The organism is Arthrobacter sp. M4, from assembly GCF_020251205.1.
Lineage (GTDB): Bacteria > Actinomycetota > Actinomycetes > Actinomycetales > Micrococcaceae > Arthrobacter.
Map to the genome: position 1 here is coordinate 82,578 of NZ_JAIWYX010000002.1, position 19,806 is coordinate 102,383.

The 19,806-nt window shown below is 66.8% G+C and carries 25 protein-coding genes and 1 pseudogene; all 26 read right to left on the minus strand.

Going from position 1 to position 19,806, the window contains the following annotated elements; all coding sequences use genetic code 11:
• Positions 1-148 precede the first annotated feature (148 nt).
• The 26 genes and pseudogenes from LD110_RS03920 to LD110_RS04045 all read right to left on the minus strand — a co-directional run bounded on the left by LD110_RS03920 (position 149) and on the right by LD110_RS04045 (position 18,777).
• The gene (locus LD110_RS03920) at positions 149-496 is read right to left on the minus strand and encodes a hypothetical protein (RefSeq protein ID WP_133830752.1); all 348 of its coding nucleotides are present in this window, start codon (positions 494-496) and stop codon (positions 149-151) included.
• A gap of 28 nt (positions 497-524) precedes the next feature.
• Positions 525-887 (minus strand): hypothetical protein, encoded by a 363-nt coding sequence (locus LD110_RS03925; RefSeq protein ID WP_225496556.1) that lies wholly within the window; start codon positions 885-887, stop codon positions 525-527.
• 107 nt (positions 888-994) lie between these two features.
• A complete protein-coding gene (locus LD110_RS03930; protein ID WP_225496558.1) occupies positions 995-2,296 on the minus strand; it encodes a replication-associated recombination protein A in 1,302 nt (433 codons plus the stop codon).
• Between the two features lie 3 nt (positions 2,297-2,299).
• The gene (locus LD110_RS03935; RefSeq protein ID WP_225496559.1) at positions 2,300-2,752 is read right to left on the minus strand and encodes a hypothetical protein; all 453 of its coding nucleotides are present in this window, start codon (positions 2,750-2,752) and stop codon (positions 2,300-2,302) included.
• Positions 2,753-2,781: 29 nt separating this feature from the next.
• Entirely contained in the window at positions 2,782-3,096 is a 315-nt protein-coding gene (locus LD110_RS03940; protein WP_225496561.1) for a hypothetical protein, read from the minus strand.
• 221 nt (positions 3,097-3,317) lie between these two features.
• A pseudogene (locus LD110_RS03945) lies at positions 3,318-3,509 on the minus strand (WhiB family transcriptional regulator); the annotation flags it as partial.
• Between the two features lie 229 nt (positions 3,510-3,738).
• A complete protein-coding gene (locus tag LD110_RS03950) occupies positions 3,739-4,083 on the minus strand; it encodes a hypothetical protein (protein WP_225496562.1) in 345 nt (114 codons plus the stop codon).
• Entirely contained in the window at positions 4,080-4,610 is a 531-nt protein-coding gene (locus LD110_RS03955; RefSeq protein WP_225497367.1) for a hypothetical protein, read from the minus strand. Before LD110_RS03955 ends, LD110_RS03950 begins: the two co-directional genes overlap by 4 nt.
• Positions 4,565-4,906 (minus strand): glutaredoxin family protein, encoded by a 342-nt coding sequence (locus LD110_RS03960; protein ID WP_056387525.1) that lies wholly within the window; start codon positions 4,904-4,906, stop codon positions 4,565-4,567. Before LD110_RS03960 ends, LD110_RS03955 begins: the two co-directional genes overlap by 46 nt.
• A 59-nt stretch (positions 4,907-4,965) precedes the next feature.
• Positions 4,966-5,496, minus strand: a complete 531-nt coding sequence (locus tag LD110_RS03965; protein WP_225496563.1) for a hypothetical protein — start codon at positions 5,494-5,496, stop codon at positions 4,966-4,968.
• A 146-nt stretch (positions 5,497-5,642) separates the two neighbouring features.
• Positions 5,643-5,912 (minus strand): hypothetical protein, encoded by a 270-nt coding sequence (locus LD110_RS03970; RefSeq protein ID WP_225496564.1) that lies wholly within the window; start codon positions 5,910-5,912, stop codon positions 5,643-5,645.
• Positions 5,909-6,109, minus strand: coding sequence for a hypothetical protein (locus LD110_RS03975; RefSeq protein WP_056387535.1), 201 nt, complete (start codon positions 6,107-6,109; stop codon positions 5,909-5,911). Before LD110_RS03975 ends, LD110_RS03970 begins: the two co-directional genes overlap by 4 nt.
• Positions 6,106-6,423 carry a hypothetical protein gene (locus tag LD110_RS03980; RefSeq protein WP_225496565.1) on the minus strand — a complete coding sequence of 106 codons (318 nt, stop codon included), beginning with the start codon at positions 6,421-6,423 and terminating at the stop codon, positions 6,106-6,108. Before LD110_RS03980 ends, LD110_RS03975 begins: the two co-directional genes overlap by 4 nt.
• A 104-nt stretch (positions 6,424-6,527) precedes the next feature.
• Positions 6,528-7,046 (minus strand): hypothetical protein, encoded by a 519-nt coding sequence (locus LD110_RS03985; protein WP_225496566.1) that lies wholly within the window; start codon positions 7,044-7,046, stop codon positions 6,528-6,530.
• A gap of 89 nt (positions 7,047-7,135) precedes the next feature.
• The gene (locus tag LD110_RS03990; RefSeq protein ID WP_166185640.1) at positions 7,136-7,435 is read right to left on the minus strand and encodes a hypothetical protein; all 300 of its coding nucleotides are present in this window, start codon (positions 7,433-7,435) and stop codon (positions 7,136-7,138) included.
• Positions 7,432-7,605, minus strand: coding sequence for a hypothetical protein (locus LD110_RS03995; RefSeq protein WP_156400143.1), 174 nt, complete (start codon positions 7,603-7,605; stop codon positions 7,432-7,434). Before LD110_RS03995 ends, LD110_RS03990 begins: the two co-directional genes overlap by 4 nt.
• 202 nt (positions 7,606-7,807) lie before the next feature.
• A complete protein-coding gene (locus LD110_RS04000; RefSeq protein WP_225496567.1) occupies positions 7,808-8,884 on the minus strand; it encodes a hypothetical protein in 1,077 nt (358 codons plus the stop codon).
• A 98-nt stretch (positions 8,885-8,982) separates the two neighbouring features.
• Positions 8,983-10,851, minus strand: coding sequence for a DEAD/DEAH box helicase (locus LD110_RS04005; RefSeq protein WP_225496568.1), 1,869 nt, complete (start codon positions 10,849-10,851; stop codon positions 8,983-8,985).
• Positions 10,852-10,890: 39 nt separating this feature from the next.
• Positions 10,891-11,169, minus strand: a complete 279-nt coding sequence (locus tag LD110_RS04010) for a hypothetical protein (protein ID WP_225496570.1) — start codon at positions 11,167-11,169, stop codon at positions 10,891-10,893.
• Positions 11,169-11,720, minus strand: coding sequence for a hypothetical protein (locus tag LD110_RS04015; protein WP_225496572.1), 552 nt, complete (start codon positions 11,718-11,720; stop codon positions 11,169-11,171). Before LD110_RS04015 ends, LD110_RS04010 begins: the two co-directional genes overlap by 1 nt.
• Positions 11,717-12,136, minus strand: a complete 420-nt coding sequence (locus LD110_RS04020) for a dATP/dGTP diphosphohydrolase domain-containing protein (RefSeq protein ID WP_225496574.1) — start codon at positions 12,134-12,136, stop codon at positions 11,717-11,719. The genes LD110_RS04015 and LD110_RS04020 overlap by 4 nt, the downstream gene beginning before the upstream one ends.
• On the minus strand, positions 12,133-12,462 hold the full coding sequence (locus LD110_RS04025; protein ID WP_071416422.1) for a VRR-NUC domain-containing protein: 330 nt from the start codon (positions 12,460-12,462) through the stop codon (positions 12,133-12,135). The genes LD110_RS04020 and LD110_RS04025 overlap by 4 nt, the downstream gene beginning before the upstream one ends.
• A 6-nt stretch (positions 12,463-12,468) precedes the next feature.
• Complete coding sequence (locus LD110_RS04030; protein ID WP_133830763.1) at positions 12,469-12,918, minus strand: hypothetical protein; 450 nt, start codon at positions 12,916-12,918, stop codon at positions 12,469-12,471.
• A 163-nt stretch (positions 12,919-13,081) separates the two neighbouring features.
• On the minus strand, positions 13,082-16,306 hold the full coding sequence (locus LD110_RS04035) for a hypothetical protein (RefSeq protein ID WP_225496577.1): 3,225 nt from the start codon (positions 16,304-16,306) through the stop codon (positions 13,082-13,084).
• 298 nt (positions 16,307-16,604) lie between these two features.
• The gene (locus LD110_RS04040) at positions 16,605-16,841 is read right to left on the minus strand and encodes a hypothetical protein (protein ID WP_225496578.1); all 237 of its coding nucleotides are present in this window, start codon (positions 16,839-16,841) and stop codon (positions 16,605-16,607) included.
• Between the two features lie 7 nt (positions 16,842-16,848).
• Complete coding sequence (locus tag LD110_RS04045; protein WP_225496579.1) at positions 16,849-18,777, minus strand: phage/plasmid primase, P4 family; 1,929 nt, start codon at positions 18,775-18,777, stop codon at positions 16,849-16,851.
• Between the last annotated feature and the right edge of the window lie 1,029 nt (positions 18,778-19,806).

Below are 19,806 nucleotides of genomic sequence, written 5' to 3' on the forward strand. Positions count from 1 at the left end.
TATCGGTCGAGGTCGGCGAAGTGAGGGTGAGCAGGGTGGTTTCACGAAGGAGCAAGGACGGCTGTGCTGGGGTCCGTGTCCACTGGGTAGCTCTGAGATTGCATCCTAGTGGAAGTAGTTCCACTGGTGAAGTCGAGCCGGTGCGGCGTCAGCCGAAGACCAGCTCGCCGTAGCAAGCGGTCTGAAGGATGATGTCAAGGTCTTGGACGCAGCCGAATCCGAGCTGTTCGGACTCGATGGCGGCAGAGCAGCAGAGGTGGTATCCCTTCTGCTTGGCCTTCCGAAAGGCTTCCTTGATTTGGGCGGCCGACAGCTCGTAGTCCTTGGTCTTGGACTCGTCATCAGACTCTGGATCGTCAAGTGTGATGCTCACGTGCAAGCCGTCCTCTGTCAGCTTGCTCCCGTGGTACCAGGGAAGCGCGCCACCGAAGTAGAACTCTTCGACGTCCTGCAGGACTGAAGCTGCTGATTGGGTGAAGATACCGGTGTTGGTCATGTTTCCATTCCTTCGCGATTCCGTGCGATCAGGGCAAAATGACTTCGCGGGAGGCGAGGTCGGAGAGAACGGCCGGATCCGGGACCCGTGCATCGACGCTGTCCTCCTCACAGAGGGCATCGATCAAAGGGTGGTCTTCCAGCGCGCTGCGGGCTTCTGTGGGAGATGCGAAGACGACAGCTGCGCCGGGATGGAACTCCCGGTCGATGAGCACGTAGCCTAGTTCGCCGGGCTCGCGGCGCTGCATGCGCAGCAGGTCGAGATGCAACCGTGCCTGCGCTTCGACGGCGGCGACGTCGATACCAAGATCTGCTGAGAGTCCGTCGTCCACAGTCCTGGGCTTGTCGGACTCCGGCGTCTGCCTCGCGCGTTCAGTGTTGTCGTTGATCATGCTCATCCCCTCTCGTAGGTCTTGTGGAAGCCGACGACTTTGCTGGTGATTTTCCATGCAGCGACGATCCAGGATGATGCGGCCACGGTTCTACCTCTGGTCGCGATCTAGTCGAGGGGGTTCCTGTCCTCCACGGTCATCTGATCGATCGCAGCCAACCGTCTGCCGATGGTTTGTTCGAAGCCATTGCCGGTAGGACGGTAATACTGTGTGCCGCGGACGGCATCGGGTAGGTATTGCTGCAAGACAACTCCGTGCTCGTGGTCGTGCGGGTAGAGGTAGCCCTGGCCGTGCCCGAGGCCCTTCGCGCCCGGGTAGTGCGCGTCGCGCAGGTGCACCGGCACGCTCCCGGTCCGGCCGCGCCGGACGTCTTCCAGCGCTTGGTCGATGCCACGGATGACGGCCGGCGACTTGGGGGCCGTGGCGATTGCGACAGTTGCCTGAGCGAGGTTGAGCCGCGCCTCGGGCATACCGATGAGCTGGACTGCCTGGGCGGCGGCCACTGCGATGCCCAGCACCGAGGGGTCGGCCATGCCGACGTCCTCGGAGGCGTGCACCACCAAGCGCCGTGCGATGAACCTCGGGTCCTCCCCCGCCTCGATCATCCGGGCCAGCCAGTGCAGGGCCGCATCCGGGTCGCTGCCTCTCATGCTCTTGATGAATGCGCTGGCGACGTCGTAGTGCTGGTCGCCATCGCGGTCGTAACGCTGTAGCGCAGCGCCGGTGACCTGCTCCAGCACCTCGCGGTCGACGACGCTCTTGCCTGCGGCCTGCGCAGTTGCGACAGCGGTCTCCAGCCGGTTCAGCGCCTGGCGGACGTCGCCGCTGGACAGCCCTGCAATGATCTGCAGCGCGGGGTCGGCGAACCCGATGCCGGTGGCTGAGAGGACCGGGTCCTCCTCTAGGGCACGCGAGAGCAGGTTCACGATCTCGCCGTCCTCCACAGGGCGTAGGACCAGCAGGATTGAGCGCGAGACCAGTGCCGAGTTGACTGAGAAGCTCGGGTTCTCGGTGGTCGCGCCGATGAGCGAGATGACCCCGGCCTCCACGGCGGGCAGGAGGACGTCCTGCTGCGCCTTGGAGAAGCGGTGGATCTCGTCAATGAACACGAGCGTCTGGAGGTCGTCGTCGAGGGCCTTCTGGGCTGCGGCGAGCGTTTTGCGGACATCGGCTACGCCGGCGCTGGTCGCAGAGAGCTCGACGAAGCGGCGGTTGGTCTGGCGGGCGATCACCGAGGCGATGGTGGTCTTGCCGACGCCGGGCGGACCCCAGAGCAGGACAGAGGTCGCACCCTCGCCCTGGGCGAGCAGCTCGAGCGGCGAGCCGGGAAAGACCAGGTGCTCCTGGCCCACGACCTGGTCGAGGGAGGTGGGCCGCATGCGGGCGGCCAGAGGTTGGATGGCACTCATGGTCTACTCCTTCTTTGGTTCCAGGCGGGCGATCTCGGCCTCGACCCGGGCTTCTTCGCTCTGTGCCGCGGCGGTGCGCGCCCTGGCCTCGGCGAGCCGGGCACGCGCCTCGCGCAGCGCCTGCGCGTCCGACATGGCCTCGACGGCGTGGATCGCTTCGAGCACCGGCGCGGCTGCGTACGAGGGCACCCGGACACCGATCTGCAAGTAGAAGTCGTCACCGTCAGATGCGTGACCGACGGTGGGCGGGCGGCCGAACGCTGTCGTGCACTCCTCGTTCTTGCGCGTGTGGATCCGGCCGGCGAAGACCTGGGCGGCGGTCACACTGCAGTCCGCGACGGCGGCGTGGATGGCCCGGAGCACCGGCTCGACGAGCTGGGTGTCGGTGCGCTGCTGTGGATTGACGGTCGGCAGGAGTCCGGGGTCGAGGTGGCTGTCTTCGATGCGGGGGTGCATGGTTGCTCCTTTTGCGGCGGGGGTGGGCATCAGCTCTCGATGCGCGTGAACGGGCCGGAGTTGTGGACGAACAAGGCGATGATCGGCGCGTACCGGGCGTCGCGGTGTACGCCGCCGGCGTCGGTCCAGCCGCCTTGGGCGTCGAGCGTCCAGCGGTCGCCCGTTGCGTCGAGGTACTCTCCCGGCTCGGCCGGGAGCCGATGCTGCCTCACCATCCGGCGGAGCTTCCGGTCAATGGCGGCGCGTTTCCTGGCCGGCATGGGCGCGCCTGTAGTCCGTTCAGGGGGATATGCGTCCCCGGGCAGCAGGTCCTGCTGCCTGAATCGGTTCGGGAACAGTGGCATGGCGGTCCTTTCAATTGACGGTGCTGCGCTCAGGCGGAGACGGCGTCCTCCCGCTCCTTGTGCCGGGCGAGCACCCGGTAGACGGTGCGGTCGGTGACCTCGGCCATGTCCGCGATGGTCCGGGGGTCGATCCCCCTGCCGGCCATCGCGACGATGAGGGTGTCGCGTTCCTGCTTTTGCGCCTGGGCGGCGCTCCGGTGTGCCACCGGTGAAGTCCTGATAAGGCGGTCGCGTTCGGCGGTGCTGAGTCCGCCCCAGATGCCGAAGCGCTCGTCGGCGCTCAATGCGTAATCCAGGCACTGTGCGCGCACCCCGCACTGGGCACAGACCTTCTTGGCGTCGGTGGTGTTGCCGCCCTTCTCCGGGAAGAACGCGTCGGGGTCTGTTTCTGCGCACAGGGCATCCCTGCGCCACTTCTCGTCGGGGTCCTCGCCGCTCATGACGGTGCGGCCGGGAGGCGGGTGTTCTGCTGTGCGTGCACCGTGGCTCCTCCTCGAAGTTGTCGTGCGTGTGTCGGTACTTCGTTCTCGGGGTGTGCGGGCACAGAGCCCCGGAGGATCCCATTCCTCCGGGGCTCTGTGCGCGAAGCTTCCGTCCTGTGCTTCGGGGCGGCTGCGCCGCGCGCTGCTCCCGCTGTTCCTTTTAGTCACTGAAAAGGTGCGCGAAGTGTTCGTCGCTGAGGTCAATCTCGACCCGCTGGCCCTCACGAGAGACAGTGAAGACGCAGCCCTCGTCAGCACTGGGCTGCCATGGTCCGCGCTGGAAGACCTCCCGCCAGACCTTGCTGGCGGCCTCAGCGGGCGATGCAGCATCCTGGTCGATCGTCCATCCGACGAGGTACTCCTCGCTGCCGGTCCCCTCAAACGGGTCGAGCTGATCCCGGGGGAAGACCTGGTCGAGCGCAAGCTCGAAGTCTTCCCGGGTGTTGTCGCCGCCGGACGCAGCTCCGCGGACGAGGTCGGCAAGGCTGTCGATGTGCAGGCTCATGGGGTTGCTCCCTGGGTTTTGGTTCGGGTGGGGTCTGCTGCGACCAGCGCGGCGATGAGCTCGAGGTCGTCTCCGCTGTCGGGGTCGATGAGGGTCCCGGCGGATCCGATGTCGGCCAGCGGCTGCTCGTGCGTCTTGCCTGTCGTGTCCCGGTAGACGAGCGTCACGCCGGACAGGTCCACGGCTATGGTGCTTACCGGGGAGGACCCGGAGGCCTCGAACGCCGGCAGGATCGCCTCGATGAGCGCGATGAGGTGTTGTACCTCTGCTTTCCGTTCGAGCAGCGCCTTGCGCTGGAGTGCGCGCTGCTCGAACCGGGCCAGGTGCGCGTCGCAGCAGGTGTCGGTCTTGTCGGGCTCGTCCTTGGGATGGGACAGCAGGTAGTGGTCCGTCTCGACGGATTTGTCGACGAGCGTGTCGAGCAGGATGTCGGCCTGCCTGGCGGTGATGCTGAGGTCGAGGCGCTGCTGCGCCGCTGCCATCAGGACGCCGCCTTCCGGTCCTCCGGGACGATGCCCTTGGTGCACAGCCGGACGAGGGCGGTGAGCATGTCCTGGCGGTGCCCGCCCCAGTGGACGGTGCGGCCGGAGGCCAGCTTGACGACGATCACGGGTGCCTGGGCGTATCCGAGGTCTTCGGTAATGTGGCGGTGGTTTTCATCGCCCTGCTCGATGTCGATCTTGGTGTACTGCATCGCGGGCTGCTGCCGATCGAACAGGCTCTTGGCCTTGTCGCAGTTCGGGCACTCCGCCGGCCCGTAGATGGTGATTTTCGGCGCGGTGTGGGCGGTCCGGGGCAGGTCGCCGATCGTGGTGGGGGTCATGGGACTTGGTTTCCTTCTCTCTCCTGCTGGGGGTCGTTGTGGTGTGGAGGCCCTGGCTCTCAGACGTCGGGCTCCAGGTCGAACAGCCCGGGCTGGGCCACACGCTCGCGCAGCTGCCGGGCGGGTTCCTCGCCGAGGCGCTCGACGGCCTTGTCCAGGTCGCGGTAGGCCTCGGACTCGCCGAGTCCACCCATGGCCTCGATCTGGAAGTACAGCTCGGCGAGCTCCCGCTCGCTCAGGCGGTGGCCGAGCACTTCGGGGGCAGCGAGGTCGGTGTACGAGGCGCTGTAGCCCAGCTCCCAGTCGGACTCGGTCTGCTGCTCGGCTGTAAAGGCCACGAGGATGCCGTGGTCGGGCACGAGCGCGCCGACGAGCAGGTCCGCCAGCTGGTCCGGTGTCGGGCTCCACGGCTGCGCCTTCTGGAGGACTGCGCGGACCTTGGTCCGCAGCACCGAGTCGGCGTACAGCCCGGGCTTCCCGCACGGGCAGGTGCCCGCGAGGGGGCCGCGATCGATGGGCACCCAGAGCCCGTGGTCGTGCTCGAGGTGCTGGTCGGCGTCGTGCCGGGCGATGGCTGCTGGTGTCGACATGACCGTGCTGTGCTGCCAGCTGCACCCGATGCACGCCATGCCGTCTGCGCGCTGCTGGCCGTAGACGTAGACCTCGTGCTTGCCGGGGTGCTTGGCGCGCTTGCCGTCCGGCGTCGCGTCGACCCACCAGTCGGGCAGGGGCGCGTTCACGGCTCCACGTCCTTGGCTGTGCTGTGCATCTCGGCGAGATGGGCGATGGTGCGCCGGCGGAGCCCGTCGTAAAGCGCCCAGAAGGCGTCGTCGCGCGCGGCGAGCTCGTGTATCCAGCTGTTGATCTGTCCGTCCGGGAGCGCTGCGATCTCCGCCGCCTGCTCCGGATCGAGGCCGTGGGCCTCCGGGGCCTCCTGCAGCTCGGCGCGCAGTGACTCTGCGTCGAGCGCGATTCCGGTTGCGGGCCCTCGGTTGTTGTCGGTCATGGGTGGTCTCCTCGGTGTCGCTGCTGGTCGCGGATCGCCTGTCGCTCCCGCTCGCGGCGGGTGCCCTTGCGGGGCTTGGGGGTGTGCCGCTGCGTCGCACTGGACTTGCGGAGTTCCCGCATCCAGTGCGCCTGTTCGGGATTCGCCGACGGCCGGAAGCCCTCGGTGGAGTAGTGCTGCCTGCGCTTTCGGCTCATGGGTTCTTCTCCTCCCCCACGCGGGCGATGTGGCGGGCGCAGCCAGCCGCCCACGTGCGGGCATCGGCGGTCTGCGCGGCGGCCACCGCCTTCGCGGCGCGGTCGGCGTCGATGGGCAGCCGATGCCGGATGAGCAGCGCCAGGGTGACGTCGAGCATCACGGTGCGCTCGTGGTCGCTCAGCTCCGTCTGCTCGAAGTGCTCGTGCACCCCACGGCGTTCGTGCAGGGCACGGTCCGCCCGCGAATCGAGCAGGGTCTGCTCGATCTCAGGGACGAGCTCTTCTGCGGTGGTCGTGGTGGTCTGGGGCGTCATGCGGTTCTTTCCGCCGGGCCGCTTGGCCCGGGATCGAGGAGCCCCGTCGCGCCGCCGGCCCACAGGGACCCGGCCGCGGCGAGGCTGCGGTCGTGTGGTCTGGGTCAGTTCTTCGAGCCGTCGCGGAACTGGAGGTACTCCCGCAGGGTCGGCGCGTCCGCGCCGGGAAGCGAGATCCGGTCGAGGGCTCCGTACAGGTCCTCGTCTCCGATCAGCTCGCCCTCGTGGGCGACGACGGCTTGCGCCAGGCGGACCAGCAGGACCTTCATCTCCTCGGCGCGCTCCTCGTCGGCGGTCCGCAGGCGCTTGATGTCGATGAGGCGCTTCTCGCAGAGGCTCTTGAGGTAGAGCGCGCCCTTGCGCCACTCGAGGAACTCGATCAGCTGTGTGCTGTGATCCAGCGGGGACAGCCGCCAGATCTCGGCGTCGTCCTGGCGGAATGAGAGCTGCTGGTCGATGCTTGAGGCGGTGGTCTTCAGCCAGTGCTCGGTCTGGTTGAGGCCGGCCGGTGTGGTGGTGACCTCGGCCCAGACTGCGTCATCGCGCAGGCAGCTGCGCATCACGGCGTCGAGCGGGTCCTGCAGGCGTGGAGGTGCGGGGCGGGCGGTGGTCGTCATGGTCATGGCGGATGTCCTTGTCGGTCGTGTCGTTGATGGTCTGCGGAGCGTCGGCCCCGACAGCGCGCCCGTGGCGCTGGTTGTGGAATTAGGGCTCAGTCCCTGGTGCCGAAGCGCAGGTCGGGCCAGATGGGCTCGACCGAGACGCCCAGCAGCTGGATACGGGGGTCGCGGTCCTTGGCGCGTTTCCAGGCGCGGCGAACGGCCGCGGCCTTGTTCCGGGCCTTCTTCTGGTCGTCGAACGGCCCAATCAGGCGCGAGTAGGTCTGGGGGCTGGCGGACTTCAGGCTCTCGGCCTGCATCATCACCACGACGCCGTAGCCGTTGGCCTCCTCGGCCACCAGGTCCTCCCAGGAATCGTAGGTGCGTTCAGTCTGCGTGCTGTACGCCTTCATGGTGAGACCTCCTGGTCGTCGTGACGGATGTCGATGGGCCGCTCCCAGAGCGGCATCCCGTCCTCGCCGGTCTCGGCCGAGAACTCGAGGCGGACCTCCGGCTGGTCTATGTGTGCGCCGAAGTCCGACCAACCCGCAGGCGGGAGCCGGTAGATGGGCTGCTCAGCCATGGGACTCGCTCCTTCTTGTTGTGGTGTCGTGGCAATGAGGGGGGACCGGGCCGGGACCCGACCCCCGACATCACTGCCCCGGCACCCGGGTCGGCCCTGCCGACCCCGACGCTGTGCCCTCCGGTGACCAGCACCCGCAGGGTGCTGGTCACCGGTCATTCATGAACCAGCTGCGATGCGTTCCGTCCCGGTCATCCTGGTCTCAGCCATGGGGCTGTTCTCCTGCGTTTCCGGTGTGGGTCTGCCGACGTTCGGCGGCCCAGGGGAGGCGGGAGTCCTGGTCAGCGGAGCACCAGAGCCCGCCAAGCGAGGCGCTGCGGTGGGTGTGGGGCAGGTGGTCCTCCCGGTCTCCGCACAGCCCGACGGGCAGACCGGCCGGGTCTCCAGTCAGCTCGGCGAAGCGCAGGCGGTACTCGAGCTCGGCAGCATCCGGGCTCCAGGCCTGGATCTCGATCCCGAAGGGCTGACCTGGAACCTCCCAGTCCCCCGCCGGCTCGCCCAGCAGCGCCGCGCGCTCGTCGAGCAGGATCCGCGAGTCGGCGTGCTTCACCTCGGCGGGCATGGCGGGGTCGATGCTGAACTTCTGTGCGATGGCGACCATGACACCGTCCTCGACGGCCCGGTACTCCGGCATGTGAAGCTTCAGCGGGCGGACCATGTCGCCCACGTATGCCTCTGTCGCGTCGTGCAGCAACGCCCAGAGCGCGTGCTCCGGGGCGACGAGTCGCGAGAGGAGTACGCAGTGCTCGGCGACGGACATGAACCGGCGGACGTGGCCGTTGTAGCGGCACTGCATGGACAGCGCGTGTGCGATGTCGGCGATGTCCACGTCCTCGGGCCGCGGGTCCAGCGGGTAGAACCGGCGACCCGTGTAGGTCTGCATCCAGTTGCCGCGCGGGACCACGGTCGTGGCGGGCCGGGCTCCGGCTGCGGCCATCCCTGCTCCGTGATGGCGAGCGACGCTCCTTGTCCCTCGGGCGGGGTCGAAGCTGGCCGGCAGCTCGCGGTCGAAGAGCTCCTCGAGCAGCGCGACGTCGGGGTCGACGGGTTCGTGCTCTGCGCTCTGGAGCCAGAGCACGCCGTAGCGTTCCCCGGTCTCGCGCAGCACGACGTCGTGCAGGCCGTCGTCGGTGTTGTCGATCGTGTAGTCCGTGTTTGGCCCGAGGGCCGGTGCGCGCAGCGGCTTCGTTCCGGGCCGCGCCTGCATGGCTTCTCTGGCCTCAGCGGTGAAGCGCACGCGCGCTCCATCGGGCCAGGCCTGGTGCTTCGGGTCATTCATGGATCAGTCCTCCTCGGGCCGGGTGGCACTGGGGTCGGGGTGGTGCGCCGCGGAGCGCCGGCGTGTGGCTGGCGCTCCGCGGCGTCGGAATGGGTCGGTCAGACCCGTTCGGAGACCCACAGGTCGTTGAGGTCGTCCTGGATCTCCTCCTCGAGGGCGACGAGGATCGCCTCCTCGCCGGACACAGCCGAGATGAGGTCGTCCTGGACCTGCTGCTTCTCTGCCAGGACTCCGGGCATCCGCTCGTCCTGAGTGCCCTTGGTGATAATCCGGTGGATCACCACGGGCTTGGTCTGCCCCGTGCGGTAGAGACGGCCGTTGGTCTGCAGGTAGTGCTCGAGCGAGAACGGCAGCGTGTACCAGATCATCGTCGAGCCGCCGTCCTGCAGGTTCAGGCCGTGGCCGGCCGCCGCGGGGTGCAGCAGCATCACCTGGATCTGCTTGGCGTTCCACCGGCGGACCATCTCCCGCGAGCCGTCAAAGACCTGCGCGTCGATGCCCGCCTTCTTGAAGCGCGCCATCAGCTGCTCCAGGTCAGAGCGGAAGTGGTACGCGACCAGCACGGGGTCTCCCCCGCTGTTGCGCACCAAGTACTCGGCCATTTCGAGCTTCTTGTCGTGGATAACCTCGTACTGGCCCTTGGTCGCCGGGTCCTCCGGGTCGGCCGTGTAGAGCGTCCCCGAGGCGAACTGCATCAGTTTGCTGGTGAGGACCGCCTGGTTCTCGGCGACGATCGACTCAACGCTCTGGGTGAGCTTGCCGTCCTCGTCCTGGTAGGTCTTCACGACGTCGAGCACGAGGTCGCGCCTGAACTCCTTGTAGGCCTGCATGAGGTCCGGAGGGAGGGTGACGTTGGCGTCCTGGATCGTCAGGCCCGGCAGGTTGAGGTTGGTGTTCTGCGCGCTCATCACCAGGTGCCTGATGGCCTCATGGATCTCAGCCTCGGCGTTCGGGGTCGGGATCCACTTCGCCGGGGTGGTGGTGCCAGGCACCATCTTCGGGATGAACCACCGGTTGCGGAACTCCGTGATGGTCCGGCCCAGGGCCTCGCCCTGGTCGAGCAGGTAGATCTGGCTCCACAGGTCGTGCAGCCCGTTCGGGCTCGGCGTGCCAGTCAGCTCGATGAGCCGCGTGATGGCCGGGCGGACCGCTTTCAAGGCCTTGAACCGGGCGCTGCTGTGGGACTTGAAGCCCTGTGATTCGTCGATGATTACCGTCTGAAACGGCCAGATGAGGGTGTCCTGTCCGTTGATGGACTGGATCGGCATCTGGTCGACCAGGCCGTAGCGGCACTGCGCGCAGCCGTCGCCGCCGCAGCTGCGACAGTCGTGGCTCTCGCGCTCCAGCGCACCGCGGGTGACGAGCTCGCTGATCGCCTCCTTGACAGCGGTCTTGGTGGGGACTTTGGTTCCGGACTGCCCGGCAGCCAGCTGCAGGAAGTGTCCGATCAGCTGCTCCTGGGCCATTGGTCCGATCGTCTCGATGAGGTCGCGCAGCCGCACGGCCTCCGGTGAGATCCCGGCGGCGATGGCATCGCCGGTGGGGTCGCCGGTCAGCTGGAGCAGACGCGAACCCTGGGAGGGCTGGGTCAGCAACTCCTGGTTGACGAAGTACATCGTCGGCGGGTCGGAGAAGACTTCCCGAAAGCGTTCCAGTCGCTTCTCCTTGGGCAGCTTCCGGTCGTTCTCGTTGACGATGAGCGACTTGGTTCGGATCGGGAATCCCCATTTGTCGATCTCGTCTAGCCAGGTCGAGCGAGCGATCGCGATCGGTGCGACGACGAGGATGTGGCCCATCGGCCGGACTGTCTGCAGGACGCTGAGCGTCGAAAGCGTCTTCCCGGCTCCGACACCAAGCCAGGCTCCGGCGAAGGGGCGGCTGACGAGGAAGTCGTGGATCTGCTGCTGGTAGGGCTTGAGCACGATGGGCGCGGGTGACGGCTGTGGTGGTGCGATGGTCGTGGTCATGGTGTGCGGCCTCCTCTCGTGGGTTGTCGGTAGTCGGGATCAGGCATGGAATGCCTCGCGGATAAGGCCCAGGCGGACCTCGGCGTCATCGGCCCGGCGTGTCTGGGCGGCTAGCTCTTCCTCCAGCCAGACGATCCTGCGCTGCAGGGCGGTGACACGCGGGTCCTCACCCAGCGCGGTGCGTACGCGCTCAAGCACCGCTTCGGCAGAGGCATCCCCGACAGTCGAATCGGGTATGGGCGTCGCAAACGGCAAATCTTCCTTGGCCTCGGCGGTCATGTCGTCCTCTGCTTCCTGCCCGGGCTCGGGCGCGATCATCAGGTGTCCCCGGCGGCGGGTGGGCCGGGCCGTCGCGGATTCCGGCTGGTCTTGTTCCGGTGCATCGGGCTGTGCGGGCGGGTCGACGGGCACGGCCTGGAAGGCCGGCTCCCCGGCCCGTCGAACGAGACCTCGATGAGCTGGTCCGCAGGCAGGCCCTCGGGCTGGGCGTCGAACCAGCGGGAGAAGGCGGCTGGGTGCTCCACGAAGGCCACCGCGACGGTCATCTGCCGTTTCCCGCGTGGCCTGCGGTCTGCGGCGGATACTGCATGATCGCCCCGGTGCCCGCCGAGCAGCCGTTTCATGTCGGCACGGGCGTTCTGCGCCGTGCGGTTGGGTGAGGTCATGTTGCGCGGCACCGAGACGGATCCGCCGGCATTGTTGCGCAGGATGGCGTGGCCCCGGGACGAGACACGTCCAACGCAGCCGGCCCGCATCGCTTCGAGCACGAGCTCCGTGGCCTCGCGATCGAAGGTGCCCAGGTCGGCCCGGGTGAGCTGGCGGAAGGCCGAGGTGGCCTGGCCGTTGCCCTTGGTGACACGGCCGCTCATCGGGCGGCCTCCGGGGTTCCGGCGGCACCGCGGGCGATCACCGTCCGGGTGCTTTCCGCGGCCAGGAGGTTGAACACCACGGCAGCCGCGTGGTCCTCATCGTCTTCGCCGCACATCCACTGCATGAAGTGGCGGAAGGCGCTGGCGCGGAACTCCTCCATCTCTGCGGCAGTGCTGGCCTGCTCCCAGTCGCGCGAGTCGTACTTGCGCGCTCCACGCTCCACGAGCGCGGCCGTCCTTGTGAACAGCTGGTCCTGGTAGGGCACCTGAAGCGGTACGAGCAGGTCGAAGCGGGGCTGGCCTGTCTTCACCTCGCGCTGCATGCCGGAGGCCGTGACCCTGCGTGATCCCGAGTCTTTCGTTTCGTAGTCGCGGGCGGCTGTCTCCGGGCCCGCGGCCGTGGCTGTTGCGGTCATGATGCTGCTTTCTGCTGGCTCTCGATCCGGCGGTAACCGAGCACGTGGGTGATGAAGGCGTCGACGGCCTGCTCGTCATCCACGACGTGGATCTCGGCACCGAAACGGCGCATCTTGGCGTGCATGACGCGCTGGCGCTTCTCGAGGTCTCCGCCGGGTCGCTTGACCTCGACGAAGACCGTGCCGGTGGGCGTGAGGACGATTCGGTCGGGGACGCCCCCGCGGGCCGGGGACACGAACTTCAGGCAGAACAGACCGTGCCGGCGGCACTGCGTGAGCAGGTACTGCTCGACGGCCTTCTCCCGCTGGTTCTTCTTCCTCGGCATGGGGGCTCAGTCCTCGTCGGTCCCGGCAGCGTCGGAGGCGTCGCCGTCAAGGAAGTGCCCGAAGCCGACGATGTCCTCGTCGTCGATGTAGGCAGCGATGGCGTCCGGGTCGTAGACGAAGCTCGGGTCGTCAGGGTCGACTACGACCCAGCGCTTGGCCGCATTGCCGTAGTTGGAGAAGCCGTCGATGTCGGCGACGGTCACCAGGCCCTGGTGGGCGAGCTCCTTGAGCCGGGTGCGGATGCCGGAGTCCGAGGAGCGCGGCACCTCGCCGAGGCTGGTGACGACGCGGTCGTGGTAAGCGGCGATGAGCTCGTCGTGGGTGAGCGGGCCCTTCTCGCGGACGATGTCGAGCACGATGGGACGGACGCGGGATGCGCCGAGCGCGGCCTTCACGGCGGCGGCGTAGGAGGTCTCCGGGTCAGTGGAGCGGACAGGGAGTGTTGACTGGGACATGATGGCCTCTCGTGGTCGTGTCGTGTCGAGTCTGAATTGCCTTTCGTACTCAATTATGACTCGAAGTGAATGATCTGTGCGGAACCATTTGCAATGGTGCACAGAGTCGCACAAGGGGGCCGCGACGTGCGCGGCCCCCTTGTGCGGGCTGTGGTGGATCGGCTCAGGCGGCCTCGTTCATCCAGTTCTTGGTGAACGTCTCCTCGAGCATCCGGACGTAGGTGTCCAGGTCCAGCGAGGCGATGAGCCGCTCGATCCGGTCGGCCGGCAGCTGGTGCAGGTCGTCGTTGACGACGACCATCGACCAGGTTGGGTCGATGGCGTTAATGCGCCGCACCACGACGTCTTGGTCGTCCGGGAGCACGGCGAGCCCGTCCGACATGCTGGCCTCGGCGCGGGAGCGGGCCCAGCCGTGATGGCGCAGCACCTCCAGCGCGACCGGGTCGCGCTTGGTCCGGCCGATGTCCTCTTCGCGGCGCTTGGCCTGGCTGGCCGCGGTGACCTTCCAGGCACCGGCGTTGAGCAGGCTCCGGGCGTTCTCAGTGCCCTCGCGGACGATGAACACCCGGTTGACCATCTGCAGCACCTGCGGGTCGCGGACGTTGGTCACGTGACCCTGCTCGCTGTACTTCACACCCACGGCGGGGTCGATGGGTGCAGCCGAGAAGGGGTAGGTGATCGAGCCGCGGGAGGCCGCGATGACGTTCTGGAACAGCAGGAGCGACCGGATCGGGTCGTCCTCCAGGACCGCCTCCTCGATCACCTTCCGGCCCAGCATCAGGTCGAAGGGCTCCGCGATCGCCGACTCTCCCCTGCTCGCCACCGTCTGCAGGTAGCGGGCCAGTGCGAAGTCGATCACGGCTGGGTGGGCCAGCGACTTCGTCGGAGTCGGGCCCGCGTGGCAGGCCAGCGTGCCGCCACCGGCGGCGATGATCGGACTGTCTGCCACGGACCGCCCCGGCTCCGGGGCCTCCAGCTCCAGGCGGTTGTTCGAGTCCTTGCTGATGAGGAACATCAGCTCAGGTTCGATGTCGACGCCGATGGCCTCCTGCTGCTCGGCGAGCACCCGGTTGTTGGTCGCTTCGTCGAATCCGTTCTCGCCGCCGACGACCGAGTAGAGGCCGTCGGTGTTGGTGGAGATGATCCTCGCCCCGGCCAGGGTCTGGGCCTGTCCGATCCGCCAGCTGAACAGCTGGCCAAGGATGCGCATCGAGATGATGCGGTTGTTCATCCGGATCGGCGTGCGGTGACTTGCGTCGCCTGCGCCCGAGGCCGAGTTGAGGATCAGCTTCGTGCCGTTGCGCAGCACGCCGAGCCCGGCGATCTGAGCCTTCAGCCGCCCAGCTTCAGGGCTGTCGCCCGGAAGCTGGGCCAGCTGCTTCTTCAGCCCCTTGATCTCCTGGCCGTAGCGCTCCTTGTCGAAGAAGATCTTCGCGTAGCGGTCCTCACCCAGCTCGGGGTTCCAGAACGCCCGCATGTTGCGCAGCAGGTTCGGGTAGTAGCTGGTGAAGTCCTCGTGGATCACCAGGCCAGCCGAGGTGCGTGCGAACTTCGGGTGCAGCTTGTCGGAGCCGTCTTCCTTGGCGATGAACAGCTCCGGCTTCTTCTTGGCCGGCTCATCGCGGTAGGCGGCATTGGTGGCCGTGCTGTTGGCGAGTACCACCTTGCCTTCCAGGACACCGCCGTCGGGCAGGACGACGTTCAGCGCCTCCGCCTCGGGCCGCTGGGTGGTCAACAGGTCCGCCGGGTCAGGCACCTGGGCCTGGGCGCGGGCGAGCTGCCCGGCCTGGTCAGGGTCGTCCTTCTTCGGCTTGCGGTACTTGACCTTCTCCGGGTCCGAACCCAGCAGGACCAGCCGCTTGTCGACGAAGGTGCCGTCGGGCAGGCGGAGCATGGCGTGCTGACGTTTGGCCTCGGCCACGAAGTCCTTTGCGTCCGGGAAGGCCTGCGCTGCCCGGATGAGCATCATGGTCTGATCGTTGTGCTCGACCTTCTCGGCGTTGAACACCGACAGGTCGGCTTCGGCCCCATGGATGCCACCGGTGGAGAACGTGGCGAAGCAGGACGACGGCGAGGCGTCCGCCCGGAAATACGGCACGTTGTTCGGGGTCTTGGGCACATCGTGCAGAGACCGGGCCGGAAGGCTGAACTTGTCGCGGTACTCCTCGGAGTCGTTGAAGTTCTGCCCCTCGATCGAGCGGTAGTACGCCACGACTTGCAGGAACTGCCGGTGGGCCTCGCGCTGGGCTGCAGTCACTTCGGAGTGGGTGGCCGGGTCGGGCGCGACGTTCTCCTCGAAGAAGCGCACGCACTCGTCGAGCACGTTGACCGGCTCGATCCCGCGTTCTTTAGCGACCTCGGGGTGCGGATATACGAAGGACACCGCCTCGATGTCATCCAGTGAGGCGTTGGGTGCGAGGATGCGGCCCACGAACTTTGCCGATGAGGAGTCGACTGCCAGCCGGTCCTTGCGCACCGCACCGTTCTTGGTGAACACCGTTTCGGTGAACTGGGCGAGCAGAGCGGCCTTGAGATCGAAGTTGCTCGCGTACGCCGGGTGCCGGAACAGCTGGGCCAGACCAAGGCAGTCCGAGACGTTGTAGGCCAGCAGCTCATAGAGATCCTCTACCGCCTCGATGCTCGTGTCATGACTGAGCTTCTCGGATTCCTTGATCTGGCGGCCGAGCATCCCGAGCAGGCGCTTGAGGCTGACCTTGGACTGCAGTTCGTTCAGCCGGGCCACGTCCAGGTGCCGGCCCGAGTGAAGCATGGCGCGACGGATCTTCGCAGCCGCCCCGTCCCAGCCGAGGTAGCCAGGCATGTACTCGATGTGCTGGGACGAGAAGAGCTGGTCGTTGTGGTCGCGCAGAGTACGGGCCGTGGTCGGCTGAAACGGCCGACCGCTGCCCGGGGCCGGAAACGCCTCGTTGAGGTAGAGCGCGACCATGGTCGTGTCATAGTTCATTGAGTTGTAGCCAGCAAGGAACGGATGCAGTGCCGGGTCGTACTCGGGGTCTGTGTCGCAGACCGGACGCAGCGCCGCGGGATACCCGCCTGGGTCGGAGTGGTTGCACACCTGGTCGGCGTTCGAGAGACCCATCAGTTCGGCGAGCCGGAGGCTGCCCCGTTCGCCGCCGAGGTTCCAAAGCTGGACGCTGACTGCGGGCAGCCCCGGGTTGGAGCGGATCACGGTGTCGTAGAGGGCCTGGGGGTCGACGGAGGCGACCAGCGCCGGGTCGTCGGCCAGGAAGAAGATCTCCAGGTCGTGGACGGCGCGGCCCGGCCGCGGGGTGTAGGCGCACAGCGTGAAGACGTTCGACAGCGATTCGATGTCGTAGAACGTGAAGAGCGCGGTCTCAGCTGTGGCGGGGGTGCGCTGGGTGGTCATGGGTCTGGCCTTTCGGTCGTCACCGGCCGTCACGGCCGGGGTATGCAGTTATCTGGTCGGGGTGCCGGGCGCTGCCGCGGATGGCCTTAGGCGGCGCTTTTTCCTTGTGACGGGCGCGGGGACCGGCCGGGCACCGCGGGCCCATCGACCTCCCACCAGGGAGTAGCCGAAGTGCTCACGCTGGCCGGTGCAGTCGGCGCATTCCTTTCCGGGTGAGACTCCCTCTCCTGCACATCCGCCTTTCCAGTCCGGTTCGTTCGGGTGCGGCTGGGTCATGTCCTGTTTTCCGTTCTTGTCTTCACTCGATCGGGTTGTGTGGAGAGCGGCGGCGCGGGGCGTCCATCCGGCTGGAGGCCTCAGCCACGAGCCGCCGCTTCTCCTCCGGGTCGGCACTGATCTGCGAGCGGACGATCAGGTTGGTGATCCGCTGTTCGCGGGCGACATCGGCCAGCGCGGTGCTCGCCCTGCCTTGTTGCTTGGCAAGGTCGGTCACCGCCCGGGCTAGCTCGGTGATGGCCCTGGCGATTGTGGGCATGGTCGGATCAGTCCTCTCCTGTGGTGTCCTCGTCGTCGGCGTCCACCTGGGCGGCGGGACCTGTGTGCCGGAGCAGGCCGCGGTAGTTGGCCTGAAGGACCGGCTGCGACTTCTTTTTCGGGTCCGAGCCGCTGTAGTGCGGGTTCATCCACTTCTTCAGCTCGTACTCGGCGATGGTCGTCTCGGGGGTGGCCATCATCTGGCCGGGGCGGATCTTCTTGTTCTTGTCCGGGCAGTGCCACAGCGGGTCAGGCCGCACGATCGCAACCAGGTCCGTGATGAACTGCTTGTTGCTCACGGGCGACCCCGAGGGCGAGACGTCTGCGAACCAGGCCTTGTAGAGGTCATAGGTGAAGGTGAAAGGCACCAGGTCCCACACCAGCCGCTCGCGGAACTCTTCCCAGAAGGCGCGCACGGGGTCGTTGGCCTCCTTGTACTCGGCCAGGACCACCTTGGTCGCCACCGGCTCGGAGAGCTGGTAGTAGTTGCCCGGGTCGGCTGCGCCGGCGCGGTTGAGCACGTACCAGAGGGCGTACTCCAGGACCTCGCGGCGCTGGAGGTAGTCGTCCTTGATGTACTTGCGCTCCATGCCGGTGAAGCTCTTGTTGAACGGTACGAACAGCTGCCGGCGGTAGAAGCTTTCGGACTTGTCCTTCACGCGCGGGAACTCGTTGAGGCACTGGACCATGAAGCCGAAGAACTGGTAGGCGATCGGCATCCGGTACTTCCGGTTGATCTGGATGACGTCGTTGGTGACGATCGCCTTCAGGTTGGCCGCTTTGTCGATGAAGGTGCCCACGTCGTTCTCGTCGACGATGATCGCGTTGGCGCGCACGAGCGGCTCGAGCGCGAAGTCCTTGCCGAAGTCGCTCAGCGGGATCGAGGTGTGCGAGCGTGGCCCGCACAGGTTGCGCATGAGCGAGCACAGCGTGCCCTTGCCGTTGTTGCCCTGTTCTGAATAGAACCAGGCAGTCTTGCCCCAGCTGACGTGCGGCCGGATGATCGCGCCGATGACCTCCCAGAGCAGCTCGGGGATACCCTCCTCGTCGGAGAGCTCGTGGATCCAGGACTCGATGTCCCAGACCGAGCCGTCGACAGGGTGGACGATCACCGGGTTGTCCGGGTCTTCGACGTAGTCGATGTGGCACTTGGCCAGGAACACCAGTGCCGGGTCGAAGGGTACGAGCGACTTGGGTTCGAAGTGGAAGGCCTTGCCGCCCTCATAAATGTCCCGGGCCTCGCGGCCGTAGTGGAACACGCCGTTGTTCACGGCGATGAGGTCTCTGTGGCTGCACTGGTGCCGGCGCGGACTGTCCTCGCGGAGTACTGCCAGGACCTCGGCGAACTCCTTGAGTGTCAGCTGCGTGTTGTAACGGCGTGCCGTGGTGCGGATGTCGTCCTCGCTGGTGGTGTACGTGCCGCGGCCCGGGCCGGTGGCCTGGTACATCGCCAGCAGGTCGTACTCGCGGTCAGTGTCCTTGGCGCTGGGGGCGATGCGGATCACGTGGTGCAGGCTCAACAGGATTTGCGCCACTTGCCAGTAGGTCAGGTGCCGGGCCAGGGGCAGCTTCTCGGCGGCCACCTTGGTCTTGCTGTTCTCGGCCTTGGAGACGCCGTTCACGATCGCGAGCAGCTGCTTCTCGAGAAGGCGCGGTGCCGGCGGGTCCGACGGGTCGATCAGCTGGAGGTAGACCTCGGTCGCGCGCGTGACGATTTCGTTTTGCGGGGCGATGTCGCCGCCGTCGGCGAAGTACGTCATGACCTCGGTGAAGGCGTCGGCGACAGGGTTGGTCGAGGGGGTGTCGAAGTCCTCGTCGAAGACGGGCGTTGGGTCGTCAGGAGTCGTCATGCTGCTGTCTTTCTCGATCGCGTCGAGTACCTGCCGGCAGTGAGTGGGAAGCCGATTGGTCTCGTAATCGAATAGGAACGTGCTCACGACTCTATGCCATCCGAATGGTCTTTCGCAACGAGTCGACTGATAGCTGACTCATGGTCCGACAGAGGTCCCGGGTGGTACCCGGGTGGGGCTCGGAGGGGTCGCGCGCGAGACCCGGAGGCCACGGCGACACGACGAGAGCGTGCGGTCTGGAATGAGAAACAGCGGCTCCGGGGGCGTATGCCCCACGGAGCCGCTGGCTTCTCGTGCTCGAGCACTCCCCCGCGGGCGGCGTGAGCCGCCCGACCCCCTGGTCGGGGTTCGGGGAGTTCTTCCGACCGGCCGGCCGGGAACCTCCAGAGCTGGGATCCGGCTGCAGCAGCGAGCCGGTATACCCCCTTTGGGTATCGGAAGGTGTACCACTTGACGTGGTACACCTGCTTCCCCTGGTCAGTCGGGGATTTCAGGACTTCTCCAAACGGGGTGTACCACATGGAGATTTGCACGTGGTACAGGCGTTTGCCCTGGTCAGACGTGGCTTTATATACCCCCTGTACCACTTGTACCACTAAATAAAGACTAGATATACGCGCATGGGGATAAGAGCTCTTACTGGCTGGATGACCGATCGGAGGCGTCCTTCGCGCACATATGTAAACGCTCGGAATCTGGTGGTACTCGTGGTACACCTGCCGAAAACGCTGATCTACCAAGGCAAAACGGCGTACCACGTCCGCTCGGGCACGTGGTACCGACTTCCTCGGCCGCGGTCGCCTGACCCGCCGTTTGAGCAGGCCAGCACTGGGATCGGGAGGTGTACCACGACACGTGGTACACCTCGGCGCTGCGTCCTCCCGTGCAGCGGAGCATCAGGCCCTGACGGCCCTGACGGGAGCGATCGTGATGGGTCCGGCGTCCTGGTCGACCGGGTTTCCGAGTTATTCCGAGTGATTCGAGACAGGCCTTCGAATGGTCGCCGGAATGGGATGCCGACTGCATTGCACATGATGAATCGACACTGATAGAGTGGGCATCGGTGTTAGGGCCAGGAACCGTCACCAGGTGTTGTTGTCACAGGAACGTGAAAAC

What these genes read in the sequence shown, in the direction of transcription:
- LD110_RS03920 (WP_133830752.1), bottom strand. Translation starts at nt 496, where the DNA reads ATGACCAACACCGGTATCTTCACCCAATCAGCAGCTTCAGTCCTGCAG.
- LD110_RS03925 (WP_225496556.1), bottom strand. Translation starts at nt 887, where the DNA reads ATGATCAACGACAACACTGAACGCGCGAGGCAGACGCCGGAGTCCGAC.
- LD110_RS03930 (WP_225496558.1), bottom strand. Translation starts at nt 2,296, where the DNA reads ATGAGTGCCATCCAACCTCTGGCCGCCCGCATGCGGCCCACCTCCCTC.
- LD110_RS03935 (WP_225496559.1), bottom strand. Translation starts at nt 2,752, where the DNA reads ATGCACCCCCGCATCGAAGACAGCCACCTCGACCCCGGACTCCTGCCG.
- LD110_RS03940 (WP_225496561.1), bottom strand. Translation starts at nt 3,096, where the DNA reads ATGCCACTGTTCCCGAACCGATTCAGGCAGCAGGACCTGCTGCCCGGG.
- LD110_RS03950 (WP_225496562.1), bottom strand. Translation starts at nt 4,083, where the DNA reads ATGAGCCTGCACATCGACAGCCTTGCCGACCTCGTCCGCGGAGCTGCG.
- LD110_RS03960 (WP_056387525.1), bottom strand. Translation starts at nt 4,906, where the DNA reads ATGACCCCCACCACGATCGGCGACCTGCCCCGGACCGCCCACACCGCG.
- LD110_RS03965 (WP_225496563.1), bottom strand. Translation starts at nt 5,496, where the DNA reads ATGTCGACACCAGCAGCCATCGCCCGGCACGACGCCGACCAGCACCTC.
- LD110_RS03970 (WP_225496564.1), bottom strand. Translation starts at nt 5,912, where the DNA reads ATGACCGACAACAACCGAGGGCCCGCAACCGGAATCGCGCTCGACGCA.
- LD110_RS03975 (WP_056387535.1), bottom strand. Translation starts at nt 6,109, where the DNA reads ATGAGCCGAAAGCGCAGGCAGCACTACTCCACCGAGGGCTTCCGGCCG.
- LD110_RS03980 (WP_225496565.1), bottom strand. Translation starts at nt 6,423, where the DNA reads ATGACGCCCCAGACCACCACGACCACCGCAGAAGAGCTCGTCCCTGAG.
- LD110_RS03985 (WP_225496566.1), bottom strand. Translation starts at nt 7,046, where the DNA reads ATGACCATGACGACCACCGCCCGCCCCGCACCTCCACGCCTGCAGGAC.
- LD110_RS03990 (WP_166185640.1), bottom strand. Translation starts at nt 7,435, where the DNA reads ATGAAGGCGTACAGCACGCAGACTGAACGCACCTACGATTCCTGGGAG.
- LD110_RS03995 (WP_156400143.1), bottom strand. Translation starts at nt 7,605, where the DNA reads ATGGCTGAGCAGCCCATCTACCGGCTCCCGCCTGCGGGTTGGTCGGAC.
- LD110_RS04000 (WP_225496567.1), bottom strand. Translation starts at nt 8,884, where the DNA reads ATGAATGACCCGAAGCACCAGGCCTGGCCCGATGGAGCGCGCGTGCGC.
- LD110_RS04005 (WP_225496568.1), bottom strand. Translation starts at nt 10,851, where the DNA reads ATGACCACGACCATCGCACCACCACAGCCGTCACCCGCGCCCATCGTG.
- LD110_RS04010 (WP_225496570.1), bottom strand. Translation starts at nt 11,169, where the DNA reads ATGATCGCGCCCGAGCCCGGGCAGGAAGCAGAGGACGACATGACCGCC.
- LD110_RS04015 (WP_225496572.1), bottom strand. Translation starts at nt 11,720, where the DNA reads ATGAGCGGCCGTGTCACCAAGGGCAACGGCCAGGCCACCTCGGCCTTC.
- LD110_RS04020 (WP_225496574.1), bottom strand. Translation starts at nt 12,136, where the DNA reads ATGACCGCAACAGCCACGGCCGCGGGCCCGGAGACAGCCGCCCGCGAC.
- LD110_RS04025 (WP_071416422.1), bottom strand. Translation starts at nt 12,462, where the DNA reads ATGCCGAGGAAGAAGAACCAGCGGGAGAAGGCCGTCGAGCAGTACCTG.
- LD110_RS04030 (WP_133830763.1), bottom strand. Translation starts at nt 12,918, where the DNA reads ATGTCCCAGTCAACACTCCCTGTCCGCTCCACTGACCCGGAGACCTCC.
- LD110_RS04035 (WP_225496577.1), bottom strand. Translation starts at nt 16,306, where the DNA reads ATGACCACCCAGCGCACCCCCGCCACAGCTGAGACCGCGCTCTTCACG.
- LD110_RS04040 (WP_225496578.1), bottom strand. Translation starts at nt 16,841, where the DNA reads ATGCCCACAATCGCCAGGGCCATCACCGAGCTAGCCCGGGCGGTGACC.